We start from the raw sequence: 18,031 nt of genomic DNA, 5'->3' as shown, positions 1-18,031 counted from the left end.
GATGACCGTCGCCCCTTTTGCATGGTGCCGGCACAAGCTCGCGACGTCAGGACACGAAGAAGGCCTGCGCCTGCTCCAACGCGGCCACGTCCCCCTTCACCGCCTCCGGCGGCCCACCCTTGCCCCACAGCACCCCGGCCAGCGGCATGTCGAGGAACTTGGCGCACATCGCGGTCGAGTCGATCATCGGCTGCGCCTTGGCGCGGTCGCCGTTGGTGGTGATGAGCCACAGACGCTTCTGGCTCATCTGGGCCTTGAACTCCAGCCCCGGCACGCGCAGCCAGGCGCTCCAGTGGTCGAGGTAGGCCTTGAGCGTGGCGGGGAAGCTGAACCAGTAGACCGGCGCGACGAAGATGAGGTCGGTGCAGGCCAGGGTCTGGTCCAGCAGTTGGCGCATCACGCTGCCGGCTTCGGGCATGGGGTAGCTGCCGACGGTGTGGCGCTGGTCGATGAATTCGGGGATGCCAGCGCGGGCCAGGTGCACCCAGGTCTGGGTGGTGTCGGGCGGCAGGCTGGCCGCGGCCTGGCGGGCCAGCCATTCGGTGTTGCCGACGTGGCCGGGTTCGCGGGTGGAGGCGATGAGGAAGAGGCAATGGCGCGTGGACATGGGCGGGCAAAGAAGTTGGGGGTCTGCGCCATCTTAAGCAGCCCGCCGCATACCGCGCATGCCCTCTGCTCAGCGCAGGATCTTCTCCATCGCCTTGCCCTTGGCGAGTTCGTCGATCAGCTTGTCGAGCCAGCGGATTTTCTGCATCAGCGGGTCGTCCACCGCCTCCACGCGCACGCCACAGACCACGCCTTTGATGAGCGCGGTATTGGGGTGCAGGGCCGGCGCCTGGTCGAAGAAGGCCTCGAAGCTGGCACCAGAGTCGATCTGCTGCTGCAGCTGCGCCGGGCTGTAACCGGTCAGCCAGCAGACGATGCGGTCCACCTCGTCTTTTGTCCGGTTCTTGCGCTGCGCCTTCTGCACATACAGCGGGTACACGCTGGCGAACGGGGTGGCGAAGACGCGGTGGGCGGCCATGGCGGTCGGGACTCCCTGTCTCACCCCATCGAGTGCAAACCCACCCGGTTGCCCTCGGTGTCGATGAAGTGGGCGAAGAAGCCGAAGCCGCTGCCGATGTCCGTCTTCGGCACGGCCACCGAGCCACCCGCGCCCTCGACCCGCGCAAGCATCGGCGCCAGGTCGTCACCGCCGTTGAGGTAGACCAGGGTGCCGCTCCTGGACGGCGCGGTGCCATCGCCGTGCACGATGGCACCACCCACCCCCTCGTGGCTGGTGGAGAGAAAACCCATGGTGGACGGGCCCATGTTCATGGTTTCGATGGGGCGGCCGAGCACGGCCTCGTAGAAGGCCTTGGCGCGGGCGAAGTCGGTGACGGGGATTTCGAACCAGTTGATCGCGTTGGGGGCGGTGGCCATGGTGATCTCCGGTGTGTGACGGGGCAACCACTGTGCCCTGAGGTGCCCGGGCGGTCAACCCGCCTTCAACCCAGCCACCACCAGGCCAGCAGCCCCAGCGCCATGAGCAGTTGCCCCCACACGGCCGCCCGCACCAGGCCCACCGCCACGCCGGCGCGCAGGCTGCGCGAACGCGCCCACAGCCCCAGCAGCCCGGTCACGGCGCAGAGGCCGGCCCACACGAACCAGTACAGGCCGACACCCATGCAGCCAAAGCCTTCGCAGCGGATGCGCAGGCCGTAGACCATGCCCCACACGAGCAGGGCGAGCAGCGCCAGGTAGGCGCCGACCGACAGCAGCGCGGCCGGTCGCGACGCTGTCGGTGCCGGGTGCAAGGCAGGCTGATCCTGGGTGGGTTCCATGGGGCCATTGTGACGCGGCGCCAACGACCCGCAGACGCTCTGCGGCACACTGTGCGCACCATGGTCCCGCCCGCCTCCGACCTCGTCGTCGCCCGCCCCGAAGGCCTGTACTGCCCGGCGGGCGACTTCTTCATCGACCCCTGGCGGCCGGTGGAGCGGGCCGTCATCACGCACGGCCATTCGGACCACGCGCGCTGGGGCCACGCGCACTACCTGGCCCACACCCACAGCGCGGGCACGCTGCGCCAGCGGCTGGGCGCCGACATCGCGCTGCAGACGCTGGACTACGGCGAGGTCATCGAACACCATGGCGTGCGCCTGTCGCTGCACCCGGCCGGGCACGTGCTGGGCTCGGCCCAGGTGCGGCTCGAACATGGAGGACGGGTCTGGGTCGCCTCGGGCGACTACAAGACCGAGGCCGACGGCACCTGTGCGCCCTTCGAGCCGGTGCGCTGCGACACCTTCATCACCGAATCGACCTTCGGCCTGCCCATCTACCGCTGGCCCACGCAGGCGGTGCTGTTCGACGACATCAACGCCTGGTGGCGCCGCAACGCCGACGAGGGCCGCGCCTCGGTGCTGCTGTGTTACGCCTTCGGCAAGGCGCAGCGGCTGCTGCACGGGGTGGATCCGAGCATCGGCCCCATCGTCGTGCACGGTGCGGTGGAGCCGCTGAACGCGGTGTACCGCGCGGCGGGCGTGGCCTTGCCGCCCACGCACCGCGTGACCGAACTCGACAAGGCCGCGCTGCAGCGCGCGCTGGTGCTCGCCCCGCCCTCGGCCCAGGGCACGCCGTGGATGAAGCGCTTCGGCGCCGACGCGGTGGACGCGTTTGCCAGCGGCTGGATGCTGGTGCGCGGCACCCGGCGACGGCGCGGGGTGGACCGCGGTTTCGTCATGTCCGACCACGCGGACTGGCCGGGGCTGATGAGCGCGATCAAAGCCACGGGGGCGGAGCACATTCGCGTCACGCACGGCAGCGTGCCGGTGCTGGTGCGCTGGCTGACCGAGCAGGGACTGGACGCGCAGGCGTTTGAAACGGAGTACGGCGACGAGGATGCGGCGGACAAGGCCGTTGAAGCGGCGCCAGCGGAGCCGGAAGCATGAGCCCCGCACGGCCGTCCGAAGGGGCTCGCGCCGCAGTCCGCTGGACGGAGGCTTTCTGATGCAGCGTTTCGCCGCGCTCTACCGCGAACTGGACGTCAGCACCGCCACGCGCGAGAAGCAGGCCGCGCTGCAGCGCTACTTCAGCGAAGCACCCGCCGCCGATGCGGCCTGGGCGGTGTACTTCCTGGCGGGTGGCAAGCCGCGCCAGACCGTGCCCACGCGCGCGCTGCGCGAACTGGCACAGGCGGCCACCGGCCTGCCCGAGTGGCTGTTTGAAGAGAGCTACCAGACCGTGGGCGACCTCGCCGAAACCGTGTCGCTGCTGCTGCCGCCGGCCAGCGCGCCGGTGGATCGGGGACTGGCCGAGTGGCTCACGCAACACCTGCTGCCGCTGCGCGGCCTGCCGCCCGAGGCGCTGGCCGACAAGTTGCGCGCGCAGTGGGACGCGCTGCCCGACGACCAGCGCTTTGTCTACTTCAAACTCATCACCGGGGGCTTCCGCGTCGGCGTGTCGAAGCTGCAGGTGACGCAGGCGCTCGCGGCCGTGGCGGGCGTGGACGCCAAACGCGTGGCGCAGCGGCTCATGGGCTACACGCACATCGGCGCCCAGCCCACCGCCGTCGACTACGCGGCCCTGGTGGCACCGGAGAGCGCCACCGAACAGAACCAGCAGACCAGCGGCCAGCCCTACCCCTTCTTCCTCGCGCACCCGTTCAACGAAGCGCTGGAGCGGTTCGACGAGCTGCTGGGCCCGCCCGCCGACTGGCAGGTGGAATGGAAGTGGGACGGCATCCGCGCCCAACTGGTGAAGCGTGCGGGCCAGGTCTGGCTGTGGTCGCGCGGCGAGGAGCTGGTGACCGAACGCTTTCCCGAACTCGCCGCGCTGGGTGAGGCCCTGCCCGAGGGCACGGTGCTCGACGGCGAAATCGTGGTCTGGCACCGGCCGCCACAGGGGGCCGCCTCAGACGGCCTTGGGAAACCACAGCCCTTTGCCGACCTGCAGAAGCGCATCGGCCGCAAGAACCTGGGCCCCAAGATCCTGCGCGAGCTGCCCGTGGCGTTGCTGGCCTACGACCTGCTCGAACGCAACGGAGAGGACCTGCGCGAACAGCCGCTGCATGCGCGCCGCGCGGCGCTGGACGCGCTGGTGCAGCACCTGAACCACCCGCTGCTGATCGCCAGCCCGGTGCTGACCGGCGACACCTGGACACAACTCGCCGCGTTGCGCGAAGAAGCCCGCGAGCGCGGCACCGAAGGCTTCATGCTCAAGCAGCGCGAGAGCAGCTACGGCGTGGGCCGCACCAAGGCCAGCGGCACCTGGTGGAAGTGGAAGACCGACCCGATGAGCGTGGACGCGGTGCTGATCTACGCCCAGCGCGGCCACGGTCGCCGCGCCAGCGTGTACAGCGACTACACCTTCGCGGTGTGGAACGCGCCGCCCGGCACCGAAGGCCGCGCGCTGGTGCCGTTCGCCAAGGCCTACTCGGGCCTCTCCGACGCCGAGATGGCCAAGGTCGACGCCATCATCCGCGCCACCACCATCGAGAGCTTCGGCCCGGTGCGCAGCGTGCGGCCCACGCTGGTGTTCGAGCTGGGCTTCGAGGGCATCGCGCACAGCCCGCGCCACAAGAGCGGCATCGCGGTGCGCTTCCCGCGCATGCTGCGCTGGCGCGAGGACAAGCCGGTGGACGAGGCCGACACGCTGCAGACGCTGGCGGCGCTGCTGCCGGACAGGCTGGGTCAGCCAGACTGAGCGCCGGCGCCGAGCGCGGCCACCAGGTGGTCGATCAGCACGCGCACCTTGGGCGCGGTGTGGCGCGAGGCGGGGAACAGCAGGTAGGCCGTGCCCTGGTAGGCGTTGTCGAACACCCAGTCGGGCAGCAGGCGCACCACACGGCCAGCGGCCAGCGCCTCGCGCGCCACGAAGTCGGGCACGCAGCCCACGCCCAGCCCGGCCTCCACCGCGGCCAGCCGCATCTCGCTGTGGTTGACGGTGTAGCGGCCGTCGACCGCAACCTCGACCGTCTCGCCCGCCCGCACGAAACGCCAGCGGCTGTCGCGCTCCTGCTCGCCCAGCGCCAGGCAGCTGTGGGCCATCAGGTCGTCGGGCGTGTGCACCGGCGCACGGCCGGCCAGGTAGGCCGGGCTGGCCAGCACGCACTGGCGCACCGGCCTCAGCGCGCGGGCCACCATGCCCGGCGGCGGGTCGTCGGTCAGGCGGACCACCAGGTCCACACCCTCGCGCAGCGCATCGACCGGGCGGTCCACCACCATCAGGTGCAGGTCCACCGCGGGGTAGCGCTGCAGAAAGTCCAGCAGGGGCTGGTGCAGCAACTGGCGCGCCACCGCCTTGGGGGCGCTGATGCGCACCCGGCCGCGGGGCTCGCCCACATGGCCCTCGGCGACCCGCACCGTGGCCTGGGCGGCGGCCACCATCTCACGCCCGCGCTCCAGCACCTCCAGCCCCGCCTCGGTCAGGCGCAGCTGCCGCGTGCTCCGCTGCAGCAGGGCCACGCCCATCACCTTCTCCAGCCGCGCCACCTGGCGGCTGACGGCCGACGGCGTCTGCCCGTGCTGCCGCGCCGCGGCCGAAAAACTGCCGGCCTCCGCCACGCGGACGAAGGCCACCAGCTCGTGCATCACCTCAAGGACGTCATCTGTTCTCACCGCGCACAGCTCCTGTTCTGGCGGCCAGTCTAGTCGCGCCGGCCACAGCCCCGAACAATCGCTGCATGTCTGTTGCCACCACCCTGCCCGCATCCCGCACCCTTGTGCCCCGTGTCGAATGGCTGCTGCTCCTGGTCGCCGCCGTCTGGGGCGGCAGCTACAGCGCCGCCAAGATCGCCACCGACCAGATCCCGGTGCTGCAGTTCCTGGTGCTGCGGTTCGGCCTGACCTTCGTGTTGCTGCTGCCCGCGCTGCGAGGGCTGGCGGTGCCGGCCTGGCCGTCGGCGCTGGCGGGCGCGGCGCTGCTGGGCAGCAACCTGCTGGCGATCTTCGTCTGCGAAACCTTCGGCGTGTCGCTGACCACGGCGTCGAACGCGGCCTTCCTGGTCAGCCTGTGCGTGGCCTTCACGCCGCTGTGCGAATGGTGGCTGCTGGGGCACAAGCCCACCGGCACCGTGCTGGCCGCGGCGGCGCTGTCGCTGCTGGGCGCGGGGCTGCTGGCCTTCCAGCACGGCAGCGGCTTGTCGGCACTGGCCTGGGGCGATGGGCTGATGGTGCTGGCCGCCTTCCTGCGCGGCGTCATGGTCTGCCTGACGCGGCGCCACGGCCAGCGCCACGGCCTGCCGGCGCTGACCATGACCGCGGTGCAGATGGGGGTGATGACGCTGGGCTCGGCCCTGCTGATGTGGGTGGCGCCGGGGCCGGGCTGGGCGCCGCTGCCCGCCAGCGGACCGTTCTGGGGCGCGATGGCCTTTCTGGTGCTGCTGTGCACGGTGCTGGCCTTCTTCGTGCAGAACCACGCCGCCTCACGCACCAGCCCCTCGCGCGTGGCCTTGCTCATGGGCAGCGAGCCGCTGTGGGGCGCTCTGATCGCCGTGCTCTGGCTGGGCGAACACATGGCGCTGCAGGGCTGGATCGGCGGCTTGCTGATCGTGGCGTCGGCCGCCTGGGTGACGCGCCCGCGCGCTTGACCCTGGCCATTCTGGCAGCGAGCCCGCTGCCAGAATGGCCGCACCGTGCCCGCCCGCGCCCCTGTCCCCCAACGCCCCGATGCCGCCGCCTGGATGGCCGCGCGCGGCTGGGCGCCCTTCCCGTTCCAGCGCGAGGTCTGGCGCGCGATGGCGCGCGGCGAGAGCGGCCTGCTGCACGCCACCACCGGCGCGGGCAAGACCTACGCCGTGTGGCTGGGTGCGCTGCAGGCGCTGGCCCAGCCGGATGCCAAACGCACACCGCCGCTGACGGTGGTCTGGCTCACGCCCATGCGCGCGCTCGCGGCCGACACGCTGCGCGCGCTGCAGGCGCCGCTGCCCGACCTGGCCCCCGCCTGGACCGCCGGCGCGCGCAGCGGCGACACCAGCAGCAGCGAACGCGCAAAGCAGGCCGAGCGCCTGCCCACGGTGCTGGTGACCACGCCCGAGAGCCTGAGCCTGCTGATCGCGCGCGCCGACGCGGCCGAGACGCTGGGCCGCACCGCGCTGGTGGTCGTGGACGAATGGCACGAGCTGATGGGCAACAAGCGCGGCGTGCAGGCGCAGCTGGCCATCGCGCGGCTGCGGCACTGGAACCCGGCGCTGCGCATCTGGGGCATGTCGGCCACGCTGGGCAACCTGGATGAAGCGATGCACACGCTGCTCGGCCCGCAGGCCGCAGAGACCGGCCGCATGGTGCGCGGGCAGACCCCCAAGCAACTCACGGTGGACACCCTGCTCCCCCCGCGCGTGGACCGTTTCCCCTGGGGCGGCCACCTGGGCCTGGCCATGCTGCCGGCGGTGGCGAGCGAGATCGAGGGCAGCGGCAGCACGCTGGTGTTCACCAACACGCGCTCGCAGGCCGAGATCTGGTACCAGGCGCTGCTCGACGCCAAACCCGAGTGGGCAGGCCTGATCGCCTTGCACCACGGCTCGCTGGACCGCTCGGTGCGCGAGTGGGTCGAGGCCGGGCTGAAAGCGGGCGAGCTGCGCGCCGTGGTCTGCACCAGCAGCCTGGACCTGGGCGTGGACTTCCTGCCGGTCGAGCGCGTGCTGCAAATCGGTTCGCCCAAGGGCATCGCGCGCCTGCTGCAGCGCGCGGGCCGCTCGGGCCACGCGCCGGGCCGGCCCTCGCGCGTGAGCATCGTGCCCACGCACAGCCTGGAGCTGGTCGAAGGCGCGGCTGCGCGCGCCGCGGTGCGGGCCGGACAGATCGAGGCACGCGAGACGCCGCGCCAGCCGCTGGACGTGCTGGTGCAGCACCTGGTGACCGTCGCCCTCGGTGGCGGCTTCACGCCCGACGCGCTGCTGGCCGAAGTGCGCAGCACCGCGGCCTACGCCGGGCTGTCAGAAGAGCACTGGCGCTGGTGCCTGGACTTCGTCTCGCAGGGCGGTCCGTCGCTCGCGGCGTACCCGGACTACCACCGTGTGGTGGCGGACGAACACGGCGTCTGGCGCGTGCCCGACGCACGGCTGGCGCGGCGGCACCGCATGAACATCGGCACCATCGTCAGCGACGCCAGCATGGCGGTGCAGTACCTGGGCGGCTCCAAGATCGGCAACGTCGAAGAGAGCTTCGCCGCGCGCCTGAAACCGGGCGACTGCTTCACCTTCGGCGGGCGCCTGCTGGAGCTGGTGCGCATCCACGACATGACGGCCTGGGTCAAGCGCGCGACCGGCCGCCGGCCCGCCGTGCCGCGCTGGAACGGCGGCAAGATGCCGCTCTCGACCACGCTGGCCGACGCCATGGTCGTGCAGCTGGCGCGCGTGCAGGCCGGCGACTTCGACGACCCCGAACTGCAGGCCGCACGGCCGCTGCTGGAGCTGCAGGCGCAATGGTCCGCCCTGCCCTCGCCCGACACCCTGCTCGCCGAGGTGATGCACTCGCGCGAGGGCACGCACCTTTTCCTCTACCCCTTCGCCGGCCGGCACGCGCACCTGGGTCTGGCCAGCCTGATCGCCTGGCGCGTGGCGCAGCACGCACCCAACACCTTCTCCATTGCGGTCAACGACTACGGCTTCGAGCTGTTGAGCGCCACCGCGATCGACTGGCCGTCGCTGCTGCCCGCACTGATGAAAGAACAGACCGACGACGAAGCCTTGCTGAACGAGATCCTGCAAAGCCTGAACGCCAGCGAACTCGCGCAGCGACGCTTCCGCGAGATCGCCCGCGTCTCGGGCCTGATCTTCCAGAGCCACCCGGGCGAGAAGCGCAGCAGCCGGCAGCTGCAGGCCTCCAGCAGCCTGTTCTGGGAGGTGTTCCGCAAGTACGACCCCGGCAACCGCCTGCTGCAACAGGCCGAGACCGAGCTGCTGGCGCAAGAGCTGGAGATCGGCCGTCTGCGCAGCGCCCTGCACCGCATGGCGCGGCAGGCGCTGGTGCTGAAGGATCTGGCGCGGCCCACACCGTTTGCCTTCCCGCTGATGGTCGAGCGCCTGCGCGAGAAGCTGAGCAACGAAAGCGTGGCCGACCGCATCGCGCGCATGTTGGCGCAGCTGGAGAAGGCGGCAGGCGGTCACGCCGACGGCGACCCGGAACAGGTGCGCGGCTCGCTCGCCTTTGGCCGCGAGGGTACGCCGGACAAGTCAGCGCCCCGCGAGAAGCGCGAACCGCGCCCGCGCCGGCCCCGAAGACCCCTTTAGGCTGTGCGCCCCAGCCCAGAATCACCATTCACCAACACAATCCATCGCTTCACGCCTTCCACGGGAACCCCCATGACACTGATCGTCCACCACCTGAACAACTCCCGTTCGCAGCGCCTGCTGTGGATGCTCGAAGAGCTGGAGCTGCCCTACGAGATCCGCTTCTACGAGCGCGACAAGGCGACCATGCTCGCGCCGCCCGAACTGAAGAAGGTGCACCCGCTGGGCAAGTCGCCGGTGCTGGAAGACGGCAAGCTCAAGCTGGTGGAGACCGGCGCCATCTGTGAGTACCTGGTCGACAAGACCGGCAAGCTCGGCCCGACCAACCAGGGCGAGGGGCTGCTGCAGTACCGCCAGTTCATGCACTACGCCGAAGGCTCGCTGATGCCCAACCTGCTGCTGATGCTGGCCATGAGCAAGGTACCGCTGATCGGCGGGATCGCGGTGAAAAAGGTGCAGCCGATGGTGGACGTGCACCTGGACTACGTGGAGCAGGTGCTGGCCTCGCGCCCCTGGTTCGCCGGCAAGCAGATGACCGCGGCCGACATCATGATGAGCTTCCCGCTCGAAGCCGCCGTCTCCCGCGCCGGCCTCGGCCCGTCCCGTCCGGCCACCATGGCCTGGCTCAAGAAGATCCACGCCCGCCCCGCCTACAAGACAGCACTCGAAAAAGGCGGCAAGTACGCTTACGCATGAGCCCCCACGCTCCACCGCTGCGCGGTCCGCTGCCCCCCAAGGGGGCTGATCCGGCTTGGGGCGGCCCGGCGCCGGATCGCTTGCTCCCACACGCCACCGTCCACTGGGCCGGTGAGGCGCTGCACCTGCTGCCCGCGCACGCGCTGTGGTGGCCGGCGGGCCAGGCGCTGTTCATCGCCGACCTGCACCTGGGCAAGGCCGCCAGCTACCGGGCACTCGGCCAGCCCGTGCCCGGCGGCACCACGCGCGACAACCTCGCGCGGCTGAGCGAGCTCATCGCCTTGCACCGCCCCGAACGGCTGGTGTTCCTGGGCGACTTCCTGCACGCGGCCACCGGCCGCACGCCCCCGGTGCTCAAGGCCCTGCAAGACTGGCGCGAACGCCACAGCGACATCACCATGACCCTGGTGCGCGGCAACCACGACGACCGCGCGGGCGACCCGCCGCCCGAGGCGCGCATCGCCGTGGTCGACGAGCCCTGGCTGCTCGGCCCGTTCGCCTGCTGCCACCACCCCCAAACGCACCCCACCCACTTCGTGCTCGCCGGCCACCTGCACCCGGTCTGCCGCCTCAGCGGCCCCGCGCGCGACGCGATGCGCCTGCCCTGCTTTGTGAGCGAACCGGGCCAGGCCGTGCTGCCGGCGTTTGGTGCCTTCACCGGTGGCCACGCCCTGCCGGCGGCGCCGGGCCGCTGTTTTCACGCCATTGGCGGCCACCGCGTGTGGGCGCTGCCCGTTGCCACCACACCGCCATGAACCTCCAGCACACCAACCCCTACCCCAGCACCCGCCTGCCGCTGTTCGCCCGCAACATCGTCAGTACCTCGCACCCGCTGGCCGCACAGGCCGGGTTGCGCATGCTGCTGCGGGGCGGCAACGCGGTGGATGCGGCGATTGCCGCCGCCGCCGCGCTGACCATCACCGAACCCGTCAGCAACGGCCTGGGCTCGGACGCGTTCTGCATCCTCTGGGACGGCCAGCAACTGCACGGGCTCAACGCCAGCGGCCCCGCGCCCATGGCCTGGACACCGGACTACTTCCACCGCAAGCACGGCACCGACGCGCTCACGCCGCCCAAGCGCGGGCTCGACGCGGTGACCGTGCCCGGCGCGGTGGCGGGCTGGGTGGCGCTGAGCGAGCGCTTCGGCCGACTGCCGTTCGCCGACCTGATGCAGCCCGCGATCGAGCTGGCCGAACGCGGTTACGCGGTGCCGGTCGTGGTGCAGCAGAAATGGGCCGCGGCCACGCCGGAGCTGCAATCACTGCCGGGCTTCGCCGACGCCTTCCTGCCCCGGGGCCGCGCGCCGCTGGTGGGAGAACTGTTCCGGTTTCCGGCCGCAGCCAGGGGCCTGCGCGCCATCGCCGAATCGAAGGGCGAGGTCTTTTACCGTGGCCCCATCGCGCAGGCGCTGGCCCGCTTCGCGGCGGAGCACGGAGGCGCCCTGACCGAAGCCGACCTCGCGGCCTACCGGCCCGAATGGGTGACGCCCATCGGCCAGGACTACCGGGGCCACACGCTTCACGAGATCCCGCCCAACGGCCAGGGCATTGCGGCGCTGGTCGCGCTGGGCATCCTCTCGAACTTCGACCTCGCGGCCATGAAGGTGGACAGCGTTGAAGCGCAGCACCTGCAGATCGAGGCGATGAAGCTGGCTTTTGCAGACATCTACCGCTACGTGGCCGAACCCGGCGCGATGGACGTGACGCCCGCGCAGATGCTCGACCCGGCCTACCTCAAGCAACGCGCCCGGCTCATCGACCAGCACCGCGCACAGGACTTCGGCGCCGGCAACCCGGCCAAAGGCGGCACGGTCTACCTGACCGCGGCCGACGAGCGCGGCATGATGGTCAGCTTCATCCAGAGCAACTACATGGGCTTCGGCTCGGGCGCGGTCGAGCCCACCTTCGGCATCAGCCTGCAAAACCGCGGCCACGGTTTCAACCTGAGCGCCGGCGCAGGCCGCAACACCGCCAACCTCGTGGCGCCGGGCAAGCGCCCTTTCCACACCATCATCCCCGCCTTCCTCACGAAAGACGGCCAGCCGGTGATGAGCTATGGCGTGATGGGCGCCAACATGCAGCCGCAGGGCCATGTGCAGACCCTCGTGCGCCTGCTCGACCACGGTCAGGGCCTGCAAGCCGCCTGCGACGCACCGCGCTGGCGCTTCGACGCCGGGCTGCACATCAATGTGGAGTCGGCCATGGAACCGGCCACGGTGCAGGGCCTCAAGGACCTGGGCCACCAGACCCGCCTGATCGACGACCCGTACCAGGACTTCGGTGCCGGCCAGTTCATCTGGCGCCTGGGCGATCCGGGGTCGGAAGGCTATGTGGCCGCGAGCGACCCGCGACGCGACGGCGCGGCCGTGGGGTTCTGAAGGTCCAGCGGCACCGGCGGCACTCAGTCACCACCACCGCAACCGCCGCCGCCACAACCGTCGGAACCGCCCGAACTGTCTCCCGAAGCCTCGGAAGACGAGCTGTCCGGCGAAGAGTGCGCGCTGCCGCCGGTGTCACCAAAACCGTCGAGCGAGCCGTCGAACGAGGGGTCGGAAAAGTCGCCGCCGCAGTAAGGCGCGAACACCACGCTGTTCGATGCGGGATCATCGGTTCGCCGCACCGACTGGCAATCCGCCACGTAGCGGAAGCCGCCTGCAATCCCCAGCTTGCTGTCCAGCGCGAACAGCAGCGGCAGGCGGGTTGCATTGCGCGGGTTGATGTTCTCCTCCTTGCAGGCAAACCACCAGCAGCGCCGCAACCCCGCATTGCCCTGTTGCGCGCGCCCCAGCACCACGGCCGGCGTGTGGTGCAGGAAGCGGCCGAACGCCTGGCGGCAGAACAGCTCGTAGTTCTTGGTGTAGAGAATGAACTCGTGCCACAGGTCGTCGACGACCTGCGACGGCATCGACACGAAGCGGCGACCGCTCTTGAGGTGCGCCAGAAAGAACTGCCGCAATCCGTGTGCGACCAGCTGGCAGTCCTTGGTGCTCAGGCCGGGGTGGCGCTGCTGAAGCCGCTCGAACAGGCCCCTCGGAAATTCGGCGTGGCGGATGAAGGCTTCGCGGCGCAGCGCGACGTACCGCCGGCCGTAGTAGGCCAGCGCCGCGGTCAGCGCAGCGCCTCCGACCACGAGAAATGCGTTCATGGACACGGTCCTCCTCTGCAGGCAGCCGGTGTGCACCCAGCGACAGCTGGGTGGCCGGCCCGTGCGGCGACTATGCCAGAGCGCGCGGCCCCGGAGGTTCTCTACAATCGCGCCCTTTTGCCCGAGGGAAGCTTGTCGTGAACATCGTCGTCCTGGAAGAACTCAAAGCCTACATCGAGCCGCTCACCCCGGACGAACACGACGCGCTGGAGCGCAGCCTGCTGGCCGAAGGCTGCCGCGACGCGCTGGTGCTGTGGGGCGACATCCTGGTCGACGGCCACAACCGCCATGGCATCTGCCAGAAACACGGCCTGCCGTTCCAGACGGTTCAGAACCCGCGTTTCACGTCGATGGAGGACGTGCACCTGTGGATGATCGACCAGCACCTGGGCCGGCGCAGCCTGTCCGATTTCCAGCGCGGTGTGCTGGCGCTGCGCAAGCGCGAGATCGTGGCCGAACGGCGCTCGCGCGCCAAGGTCCGGACGGACAAGGCCACGGAGCCGGTGACCGACGCCCCATCGGGCGACGCCCCGTGGGAAGGTGACACGCCCGCCGCAGCGCTGGCCGCCGTGCTCGAACCCAAGCCGCTGCAGAGCCGCGAAGACATTGCGCGCGCCGCCCGCCTGAGCAGCAGCCAGGTGGGCATGATCGAGAAGATCCAGAAGCAGGCCGCGCCCGAGGTGGTGGCGGCCGTGCGGGCCGGCGATCTCTCGCTCAACGCCGCCGCCGTCGTGGCCACGCTGCCCGAGGAGGAACAGCGCGCCGCCGCCCTGGCCGGCAAGGACGAACTCAAGCAGGCGGCCAAGCGGGTGCGCGAATCGCGCCGCAAGCCGCGCGACGAAGCCGAGGCACCCGACGAAACCCGTGAGACCGGCACCGACGCACCCGCCAGCGACGAGGTGGCAGCATTGCGGCAGCGCGTGGCCCAGCTGGAGGCGGAAAACGCCGAGCTGCGCCTGCAGGTGCAGTCGCTGAGCGCCCAGCTGGTCTGAGCGCCGAGGGTCCGAGGCCGCGGTGACGGCACGGCATGCGGGACAATCGCCCGCATCCATCTGCCCGCCCGCCATGACCACCTCGCCCCCGATCGGCATCCATCCGCCCCACTGTTCCCACCAGCACGCCTTCGACAGCGGCAACCCGGCTGCCGAGCGAGGCACGCGGCTGGTGATGTGGCTGACGCTGGTGACCATGGTGGTGGAGATCGGCGCGGGCATCGGCTTCAACTCGATGGCGCTGCTGGCCGACGGCTGGCACATGAGTTCGCACGCGGTCGCCATCGGCCTGTCGGCACTGGCCTACGCGATGGCACGGCGCCTGGTGGCCGACCCGCGGTTTGCCTTCGGCACCTGGAAGATCGAGGTGCTGGCCGGCTATTCGAGCGCCCTCTTCCTGCTCGGCGTCGCGGCGCTGATGGTCACCGGCTCGGTCGAGCGCCTGCTGGACCCGCAGCCGATCCGCTACGCCGAGGCGATGGCGGTCGGCGTGCTCGGCCTGGTGGTGAACCTGGTGAGCGCCTTCATCCTCGGCCATGCGCACCACGACCACGGTCACGGCCACACCCATGGGCACGACCACCTCCACGCGGAACATGAGGCCCACGACGGCCCCGGCCACCACGACGACCTGAACCTGCGCTCGGCCTACCTGCACGTGATCGCCGACGCGGCGACCTCGGTGCTGGCGATCGCCGCGCTGGCCGGCGGCTGGTGGTTCGGCTGGAACTGGCTGGACCCGGTGATGGGCGTGGTCGGGGCGGTGCTGGTGGCCGTCTGGGCCAAGGGCCTGATCGTGGAAACCGGCAAGGTGCTGCTCGACCGCGAGATGGACCACCCGGTGGTCGAGGAGATCCGCGAAGTCATCGCCCAACACGCGGCCGCCGACGGTCTGCGGCTGACCGACCTGCACGTCTGGCGCGTGGGCCGCGGTGCCTGGGCCTGCGCGCTGACGCTGTTCACACACAACGGAGCGCTGACCGCCGACGAAGTGCGCCGCTGGCTGTCGGTGCACGAAGAGATCGTGCACGTCACGGTCGAGCTGCAGCGCGGCTGAAGCCGCGCACGCGATCAGCCCGGCTGCAGGAACACGCGCGCCTTGCGCGGCGACACCACCAGCGTCTCGCCTTCCTTGAACCCGAGTTCGCGGAATTGTTGCGCGGGGATCTGGGCTTCGATCAGCGGGTCGTGGCCTTCGCGCGGCTGGCTGTCCACCGGCATCAGCTCCAGGCGGGCGATCGGGCCGACGACGATGGCGCGGTCCAGCCGGGCCACGATGCCCTGCGGGCGTCCGGCCGCGTCCACTTCGCTGCCGGGCTGGTAGCGGTGCACGTCGAGGTCGTGCGGCCGCACGTAGGCAAAGGCCTGTGCGTTCTGCGCGCTGGCGTGTTCGGGCGTGTCGATCGCCACGCCGTCCAGGTGCAGCAGCCCTTCGTGGGCGCGGCCGTGGAACAGGTTCACGTCGCCCAGGAAGCCGTAGACAAACGGGCTGGCCGGGTGGTCCCAGACGTCCTGCGGCGAGCCCACCTGCTCGACCACGCCCTGGTTCATCAGCACCACGCGGTCGGCCACTTCCAGGGCCTCTTCCTGGTCGTGCGTGACGAAGATGGAGGTGACGTGCAGCTCGTCGTGCAGGCGGCGCAGCCAGCGGCGCAGTTCCTTGCGCACCTTGGCGTCGAGCGCACCGAAGGGTTCGTCCAGCAGCAGCACCTTGGGTTCGACCGCGAGCGCGCGGGCGAGCGCGATGCGCTGGCGCTGGCCGCCCGACAGCTGCGAGGGGTAGCGGTCGGCGATCCAGTCCAGCTGCACCAGCTTGAGCAGGTCGGTCACTTTCTGACGGATCTGCGCGTCGCTGGGGCGCTCGCCGCGCGGCTTGACGCGCAGGCCGAAGGCCACGTTCTCGAACACCGTCATGTGGCGGAACAGCGCGTAGTGCTGGAACACGAAGCCCACGTTGCGCTCGCGCACGTGCACGTCGGTCGTGTCTTCGCCGCTGAAGTGGATGCTTCCGGTGTCCGGCGTTTCCAGGCCGGCGATGATGCGCAGCAGCGTGGTCTTGCCGCAGCCCGAAGGGCCCAGCAGCGCCAGCAGCTCGCCGGAGTCGATGTCGAGGTTGACGTTCTTGAGCGCGTGGAACGTGCCGAAGTGCTTGTTGACGTCGCGGATCTGGATGCTCATGGTCTTGTCCTCGTTCGGGTCAGGCGGCGGTGGCGGCCACGGTGGGCGCGGGGCGCTCGGGTGGCAGCTCGGCAATCGCCTTCATCTCGCGCTCGTGGCGCCACTCCACCACGCTCTTGATCACCAGCGTGACCAGGGCCAGCAGCGCCAGCAGCGAGGCGACGGCGAAGGCCGCCACCGACTGGTACTCGTTGTAGAGCACCTCGATGTGCAGGGGCATGGTGTTGGTCTGGCCGCGGATGTGGCCCGAGACCACGCTCACCGCACCGAACTCGCCCATGGCGCGCGCGTTGCACAGGATCACGCCATAGATCAGGCCCCACTTGATGTTGGGCAGGGTCACGTACCAGAAGGTCTGCCAGCCGGTCGCGCCGAGCACGATGGCGGCCTGCTCTTCATCATTGCCTTGCGCCTGCATCAGCGGAATCAGCTCGCGCGCGATGAAGGGGAAAGTCACGAAGATGGTCGCCAGGATGATGCCGGGCACGGCGAACACGATCTTGATGTCGTGTTCCATCAGCCAGGGGCCGAACCAGCCCTGCGCGCCGAACACCAGCACGTAGATCAGGCCGGCCACCACGGGCGAAACCGAGAACGGCAGGTCGATCAGCGTGGTCAGGAAGGACTTGCCCTTGAACTCGTACTTGGCGATGCACCAGGCTGCGGCCACACCGAACACCAGGTTCAGCGGCACGGCCACGGCGGCGGTGAGCAGCGTCAGGCGGATGGCCGCCCAGGCGTCGGGTTCCTTGAGCGCTTCCCAGTAGGCGTCCCAGCCCTTGCGCAGGGCTTCGGTGAACACAGCCGCCAGCGGCAACACGAGGAACAGGAACATGAACACCAGCGCGATGCCGGTCAGCGTGTAGCGCACCCAGGGCGCCTCGGTGGTGCCGCGTTGAGCGGTGCGGACGTTGTTCTGGCTCATTGGGAGTTACCTGCCGAACGCTTGCGCTGCCAGCCTTGCAGGCCGTTGATGACGAGCAACAGGATGAAGGAGATCACCAGCATCACGGTCGCCACCGCGGTGGCGCCGGCGTAGTCGTACTGCTCCAGCTTGCCAATGATGATCAGCGGCGTGATCTCGGACACCATGGGCATGTTGCCGGCAATGAAGATGACCGAGCCGTACTCGCCCACGGCGCGGGCGAAGGCCATGGCAAAGCCGGTCAGCAGCGCGGGCGCGATGCTGGGGAAGATGACGCGGCTGAAGGTCTGCCAGCGCGTGGCACCCAGGCAGGTGGCGGCCTCTTCCAGTTCCTTCTCGGCGTCTTCGAGCACCGGCTGCACCGTGCGCACCACGAAGGGCAGGCCGATGAAGATCAGCGCGATCACCACGCCGTTGGGGTTGAAGGCAAGCACGATGCCATGCGGCTCCAGCAGCGAGCCGATCCAGCCGTTGCCGGCCAGCAGGGCCGTGAGCGAGATGCCGGCCACCGCCGTGGGCAATGCAAACGGCAGGTCCACCAGCGCGTCCACGATCTTCTTGCCCGGGAATGGGTAACGCACCAGCACCCAGGCCACCAGCAGGCCGAACACCACGTTGACCAGCGCCGCGATGAACGATGCGCCAAACGTCAGACGGTAGGAGGCCAGCACACGCGGCGACGTGACCGCGTCCCAGAACTGCGGCCAGGTCATGGTGAAGGTCTTGAACACCAGCGCCGAGAGCGGGATCAGCACGATCAGGCTCAGGTACAGCACCGTGTACCCCAGCGTCAGGTTGAAGCCCGGCAGCACGCGCGCACTGGTGCGGCGCGCGCCGGTCCCGGCCACCGGCGCCGTGCCCGGCAGCGAAACAACGTGTCCGGACATG

The 18,031-nt window shown here is 70.2% G+C and carries 18 protein-coding genes; 9 read left to right on the top strand and 9 right to left on the bottom strand.

Going from position 1 to position 18,031, the window contains the following annotated elements; genetic code table 11:
- Positions 1–46 precede the first annotated feature (46 nt).
- From ACS5NL_RS03730 to ACS5NL_RS03715, 4 genes are all read right to left on the bottom strand, one after another.
- Positions 47–607: a flavodoxin family protein gene (locus ACS5NL_RS03730; protein WP_439352245.1), complete on the bottom strand. Its 561-nt coding sequence runs from the start codon at positions 605–607 to the stop codon at positions 47–49.
- A 69-nt stretch (positions 608–676) separates the two neighbouring features.
- A complete protein-coding gene (locus tag ACS5NL_RS03725; protein ID WP_439352244.1) occupies positions 677–1,024 on the bottom strand; it encodes a DUF2200 domain-containing protein in 348 nt (115 codons plus the stop codon).
- 20 nt (positions 1,025–1,044) lie between these two features.
- Positions 1,045–1,422: a VOC family protein gene (locus tag ACS5NL_RS03720; protein ID WP_439352243.1), complete on the bottom strand. Its 378-nt coding sequence runs from the start codon at positions 1,420–1,422 to the stop codon at positions 1,045–1,047.
- 65 nt (positions 1,423–1,487) lie between these two features.
- On the bottom strand, positions 1,488–1,823 hold the full coding sequence (locus ACS5NL_RS03715; RefSeq protein ID WP_439352242.1) for a hypothetical protein: 336 nt from the start codon (positions 1,821–1,823) through the stop codon (positions 1,488–1,490).
- Between the two features lie 60 nt (positions 1,824–1,883).
- On the opposite strand from ACS5NL_RS03715, the gene ACS5NL_RS03710 reads away from it, so the two are divergent.
- Together ACS5NL_RS03710 and ACS5NL_RS03705 are read left to right on the top strand one after the other, a co-directional pair.
- Positions 1,884–2,930, top strand: coding sequence for a ligase-associated DNA damage response exonuclease (locus ACS5NL_RS03710; protein WP_439352241.1), 1,047 nt, complete (start codon positions 1,884–1,886; stop codon positions 2,928–2,930).
- A gap of 58 nt (positions 2,931–2,988) precedes the next feature.
- Positions 2,989–4,683, top strand: coding sequence for an ATP-dependent DNA ligase (locus tag ACS5NL_RS03705; protein WP_439352240.1), 1,695 nt, complete (start codon positions 2,989–2,991; stop codon positions 4,681–4,683).
- On the opposite strand, the gene ACS5NL_RS03700 is transcribed toward ACS5NL_RS03705, so the two are convergent.
- Positions 4,671–5,597: a LysR family transcriptional regulator gene (locus tag ACS5NL_RS03700; RefSeq protein ID WP_439352239.1), complete on the bottom strand. Its 927-nt coding sequence runs from the start codon at positions 5,595–5,597 to the stop codon at positions 4,671–4,673. The genes ACS5NL_RS03705 and ACS5NL_RS03700 overlap by 13 nt on opposite strands.
- A gap of 65 nt (positions 5,598–5,662) precedes the next feature.
- Between ACS5NL_RS03700 and ACS5NL_RS03695 the strand changes: the two genes are divergently transcribed.
- From ACS5NL_RS03695 to ACS5NL_RS03675, 5 genes are all read left to right on the top strand, one after another.
- A complete protein-coding gene (locus tag ACS5NL_RS03695; RefSeq protein WP_439352238.1) occupies positions 5,663–6,568 on the top strand; it encodes a DMT family transporter in 906 nt (301 codons plus the stop codon).
- A gap of 93 nt (positions 6,569–6,661) precedes the next feature.
- Entirely contained in the window at positions 6,662–9,208 is a 2,547-nt protein-coding gene (locus ACS5NL_RS03690) for a ligase-associated DNA damage response DEXH box helicase (protein WP_439352548.1), read from the top strand.
- Between the two features lie 72 nt (positions 9,209–9,280).
- Entirely contained in the window at positions 9,281–9,904 is a 624-nt protein-coding gene (locus tag ACS5NL_RS03685) for a glutathione S-transferase family protein (RefSeq protein ID WP_439352237.1), read from the top strand.
- Positions 9,901–10,659, top strand: coding sequence for a ligase-associated DNA damage response endonuclease PdeM (gene pdeM / locus ACS5NL_RS03680; RefSeq protein ID WP_439352236.1), 759 nt, complete (start codon positions 9,901–9,903; stop codon positions 10,657–10,659). The genes ACS5NL_RS03685 and pdeM overlap by 4 nt, the downstream gene beginning before the upstream one ends.
- Positions 10,656–12,281, top strand: coding sequence for a gamma-glutamyltransferase family protein (locus tag ACS5NL_RS03675; RefSeq protein WP_439352235.1), 1,626 nt, complete (start codon positions 10,656–10,658; stop codon positions 12,279–12,281). The genes pdeM and ACS5NL_RS03675 overlap by 4 nt, the downstream gene beginning before the upstream one ends.
- 23 nt (positions 12,282–12,304) lie before the next feature.
- Here ACS5NL_RS03675 and ACS5NL_RS03670 read toward each other — a convergent pair whose 3' ends face one another.
- Positions 12,305–13,048 (bottom strand): glycine-rich domain-containing protein, encoded by a 744-nt coding sequence (locus ACS5NL_RS03670; protein WP_439352234.1) that lies wholly within the window; start codon positions 13,046–13,048, stop codon positions 12,305–12,307.
- 137 nt (positions 13,049–13,185) lie between these two features.
- Here ACS5NL_RS03670 and ACS5NL_RS03665 point away from each other — a divergent pair, with 137 nt between their 5' ends.
- Both ACS5NL_RS03665 and dmeF read left to right on the top strand, forming a co-directional pair.
- Complete coding sequence (locus tag ACS5NL_RS03665) at positions 13,186–14,040, top strand: plasmid replication/partition related protein (protein ID WP_439352233.1); 855 nt, start codon at positions 13,186–13,188, stop codon at positions 14,038–14,040.
- 73 nt (positions 14,041–14,113) lie between these two features.
- Positions 14,114–15,097: a CDF family Co(II)/Ni(II) efflux transporter DmeF gene (gene dmeF, locus ACS5NL_RS03660; RefSeq protein ID WP_439352232.1), complete on the top strand. Its 984-nt coding sequence runs from the start codon at positions 14,114–14,116 to the stop codon at positions 15,095–15,097.
- 14 nt (positions 15,098–15,111) lie between these two features.
- Here dmeF and ACS5NL_RS03655 read toward each other — a convergent pair whose 3' ends face one another.
- Genes ACS5NL_RS03655 through cysT form a run of 3 tightly spaced genes read right to left on the bottom strand, consistent with a single transcriptional unit; the run spans position 15,112 to position 18,030 of the window.
- Positions 15,112–16,218, bottom strand: a complete 1,107-nt coding sequence (locus tag ACS5NL_RS03655) for a sulfate/molybdate ABC transporter ATP-binding protein (protein ID WP_439352231.1) — start codon at positions 16,216–16,218, stop codon at positions 15,112–15,114.
- A gap of 19 nt (positions 16,219–16,237) precedes the next feature.
- Complete coding sequence (gene cysW / locus ACS5NL_RS03650) at positions 16,238–17,143, bottom strand: sulfate ABC transporter permease subunit CysW (protein WP_439352230.1); 906 nt, start codon at positions 17,141–17,143, stop codon at positions 16,238–16,240.
- Positions 17,140–18,030, bottom strand: a complete 891-nt coding sequence (gene cysT, locus ACS5NL_RS03645) for a sulfate ABC transporter permease subunit CysT (protein ID WP_439352229.1) — start codon at positions 18,028–18,030, stop codon at positions 17,140–17,142. Before cysT ends, cysW begins: the two co-directional genes overlap by 4 nt.
- Position 18,031 lies beyond the last annotated feature (1 nt).

Source organism: Hydrogenophaga sedimenti (assembly GCF_051857515.1).
In the GTDB taxonomy this organism is placed as follows: domain Bacteria; phylum Pseudomonadota; class Gammaproteobacteria; order Burkholderiales; family Burkholderiaceae_C; genus Hydrogenophaga.
Note: the sequence above shows the minus strand (reverse complement) of the source record. Positions and strands in the feature narration are given on the sequence as shown.

What these genes read in the sequence shown, in the direction of transcription:
- ACS5NL_RS03730 (WP_439352245.1), bottom strand. Translation starts at nt 607, where the DNA reads ATGTCCACGCGCCATTGCCTCTTCCTCATCGCCTCCACCCGCGAACCC.
- ACS5NL_RS03705 (WP_439352240.1), top strand. Translation starts at nt 2,989, where the DNA reads ATGCAGCGTTTCGCCGCGCTCTACCGCGAACTGGACGTCAGCACCGCC.
- ACS5NL_RS03690 (WP_439352548.1), top strand. Translation starts at nt 6,662, where the DNA reads ATGGCCGCGCGCGGCTGGGCGCCCTTCCCGTTCCAGCGCGAGGTCTGG.
- ACS5NL_RS03675 (WP_439352235.1), top strand. Translation starts at nt 10,656, where the DNA reads ATGAACCTCCAGCACACCAACCCCTACCCCAGCACCCGCCTGCCGCTG.
- pdeM (WP_439352236.1), top strand. Translation starts at nt 9,901, where the DNA reads ATGAGCCCCCACGCTCCACCGCTGCGCGGTCCGCTGCCCCCCAAGGGG.
- ACS5NL_RS03685 (WP_439352237.1), top strand. Translation starts at nt 9,281, where the DNA reads ATGACACTGATCGTCCACCACCTGAACAACTCCCGTTCGCAGCGCCTG.
- dmeF (WP_439352232.1), top strand. Translation starts at nt 14,114, where the DNA reads ATGACCACCTCGCCCCCGATCGGCATCCATCCGCCCCACTGTTCCCAC.
- ACS5NL_RS03725 (WP_439352244.1), bottom strand. Translation starts at nt 1,024, where the DNA reads ATGGCCGCCCACCGCGTCTTCGCCACCCCGTTCGCCAGCGTGTACCCG.
- ACS5NL_RS03695 (WP_439352238.1), top strand. Translation starts at nt 5,663, where the DNA reads ATGTCTGTTGCCACCACCCTGCCCGCATCCCGCACCCTTGTGCCCCGT.
- ACS5NL_RS03655 (WP_439352231.1), bottom strand. Translation starts at nt 16,218, where the DNA reads ATGAGCATCCAGATCCGCGACGTCAACAAGCACTTCGGCACGTTCCAC.
- ACS5NL_RS03710 (WP_439352241.1), top strand. Translation starts at nt 1,884, where the DNA reads ATGGTCCCGCCCGCCTCCGACCTCGTCGTCGCCCGCCCCGAAGGCCTG.
- ACS5NL_RS03715 (WP_439352242.1), bottom strand. Translation starts at nt 1,823, where the DNA reads ATGGAACCCACCCAGGATCAGCCTGCCTTGCACCCGGCACCGACAGCG.
- cysW (WP_439352230.1), bottom strand. Translation starts at nt 17,143, where the DNA reads ATGAGCCAGAACAACGTCCGCACCGCTCAACGCGGCACCACCGAGGCG.
- ACS5NL_RS03670 (WP_439352234.1), bottom strand. Translation starts at nt 13,048, where the DNA reads ATGAACGCATTTCTCGTGGTCGGAGGCGCTGCGCTGACCGCGGCGCTG.
- ACS5NL_RS03720 (WP_439352243.1), bottom strand. Translation starts at nt 1,422, where the DNA reads ATGGCCACCGCCCCCAACGCGATCAACTGGTTCGAAATCCCCGTCACC.
- cysT (WP_439352229.1), bottom strand. Translation starts at nt 18,030, where the DNA reads ATGTCCGGACACGTTGTTTCGCTGCCGGGCACGGCGCCGGTGGCCGGG.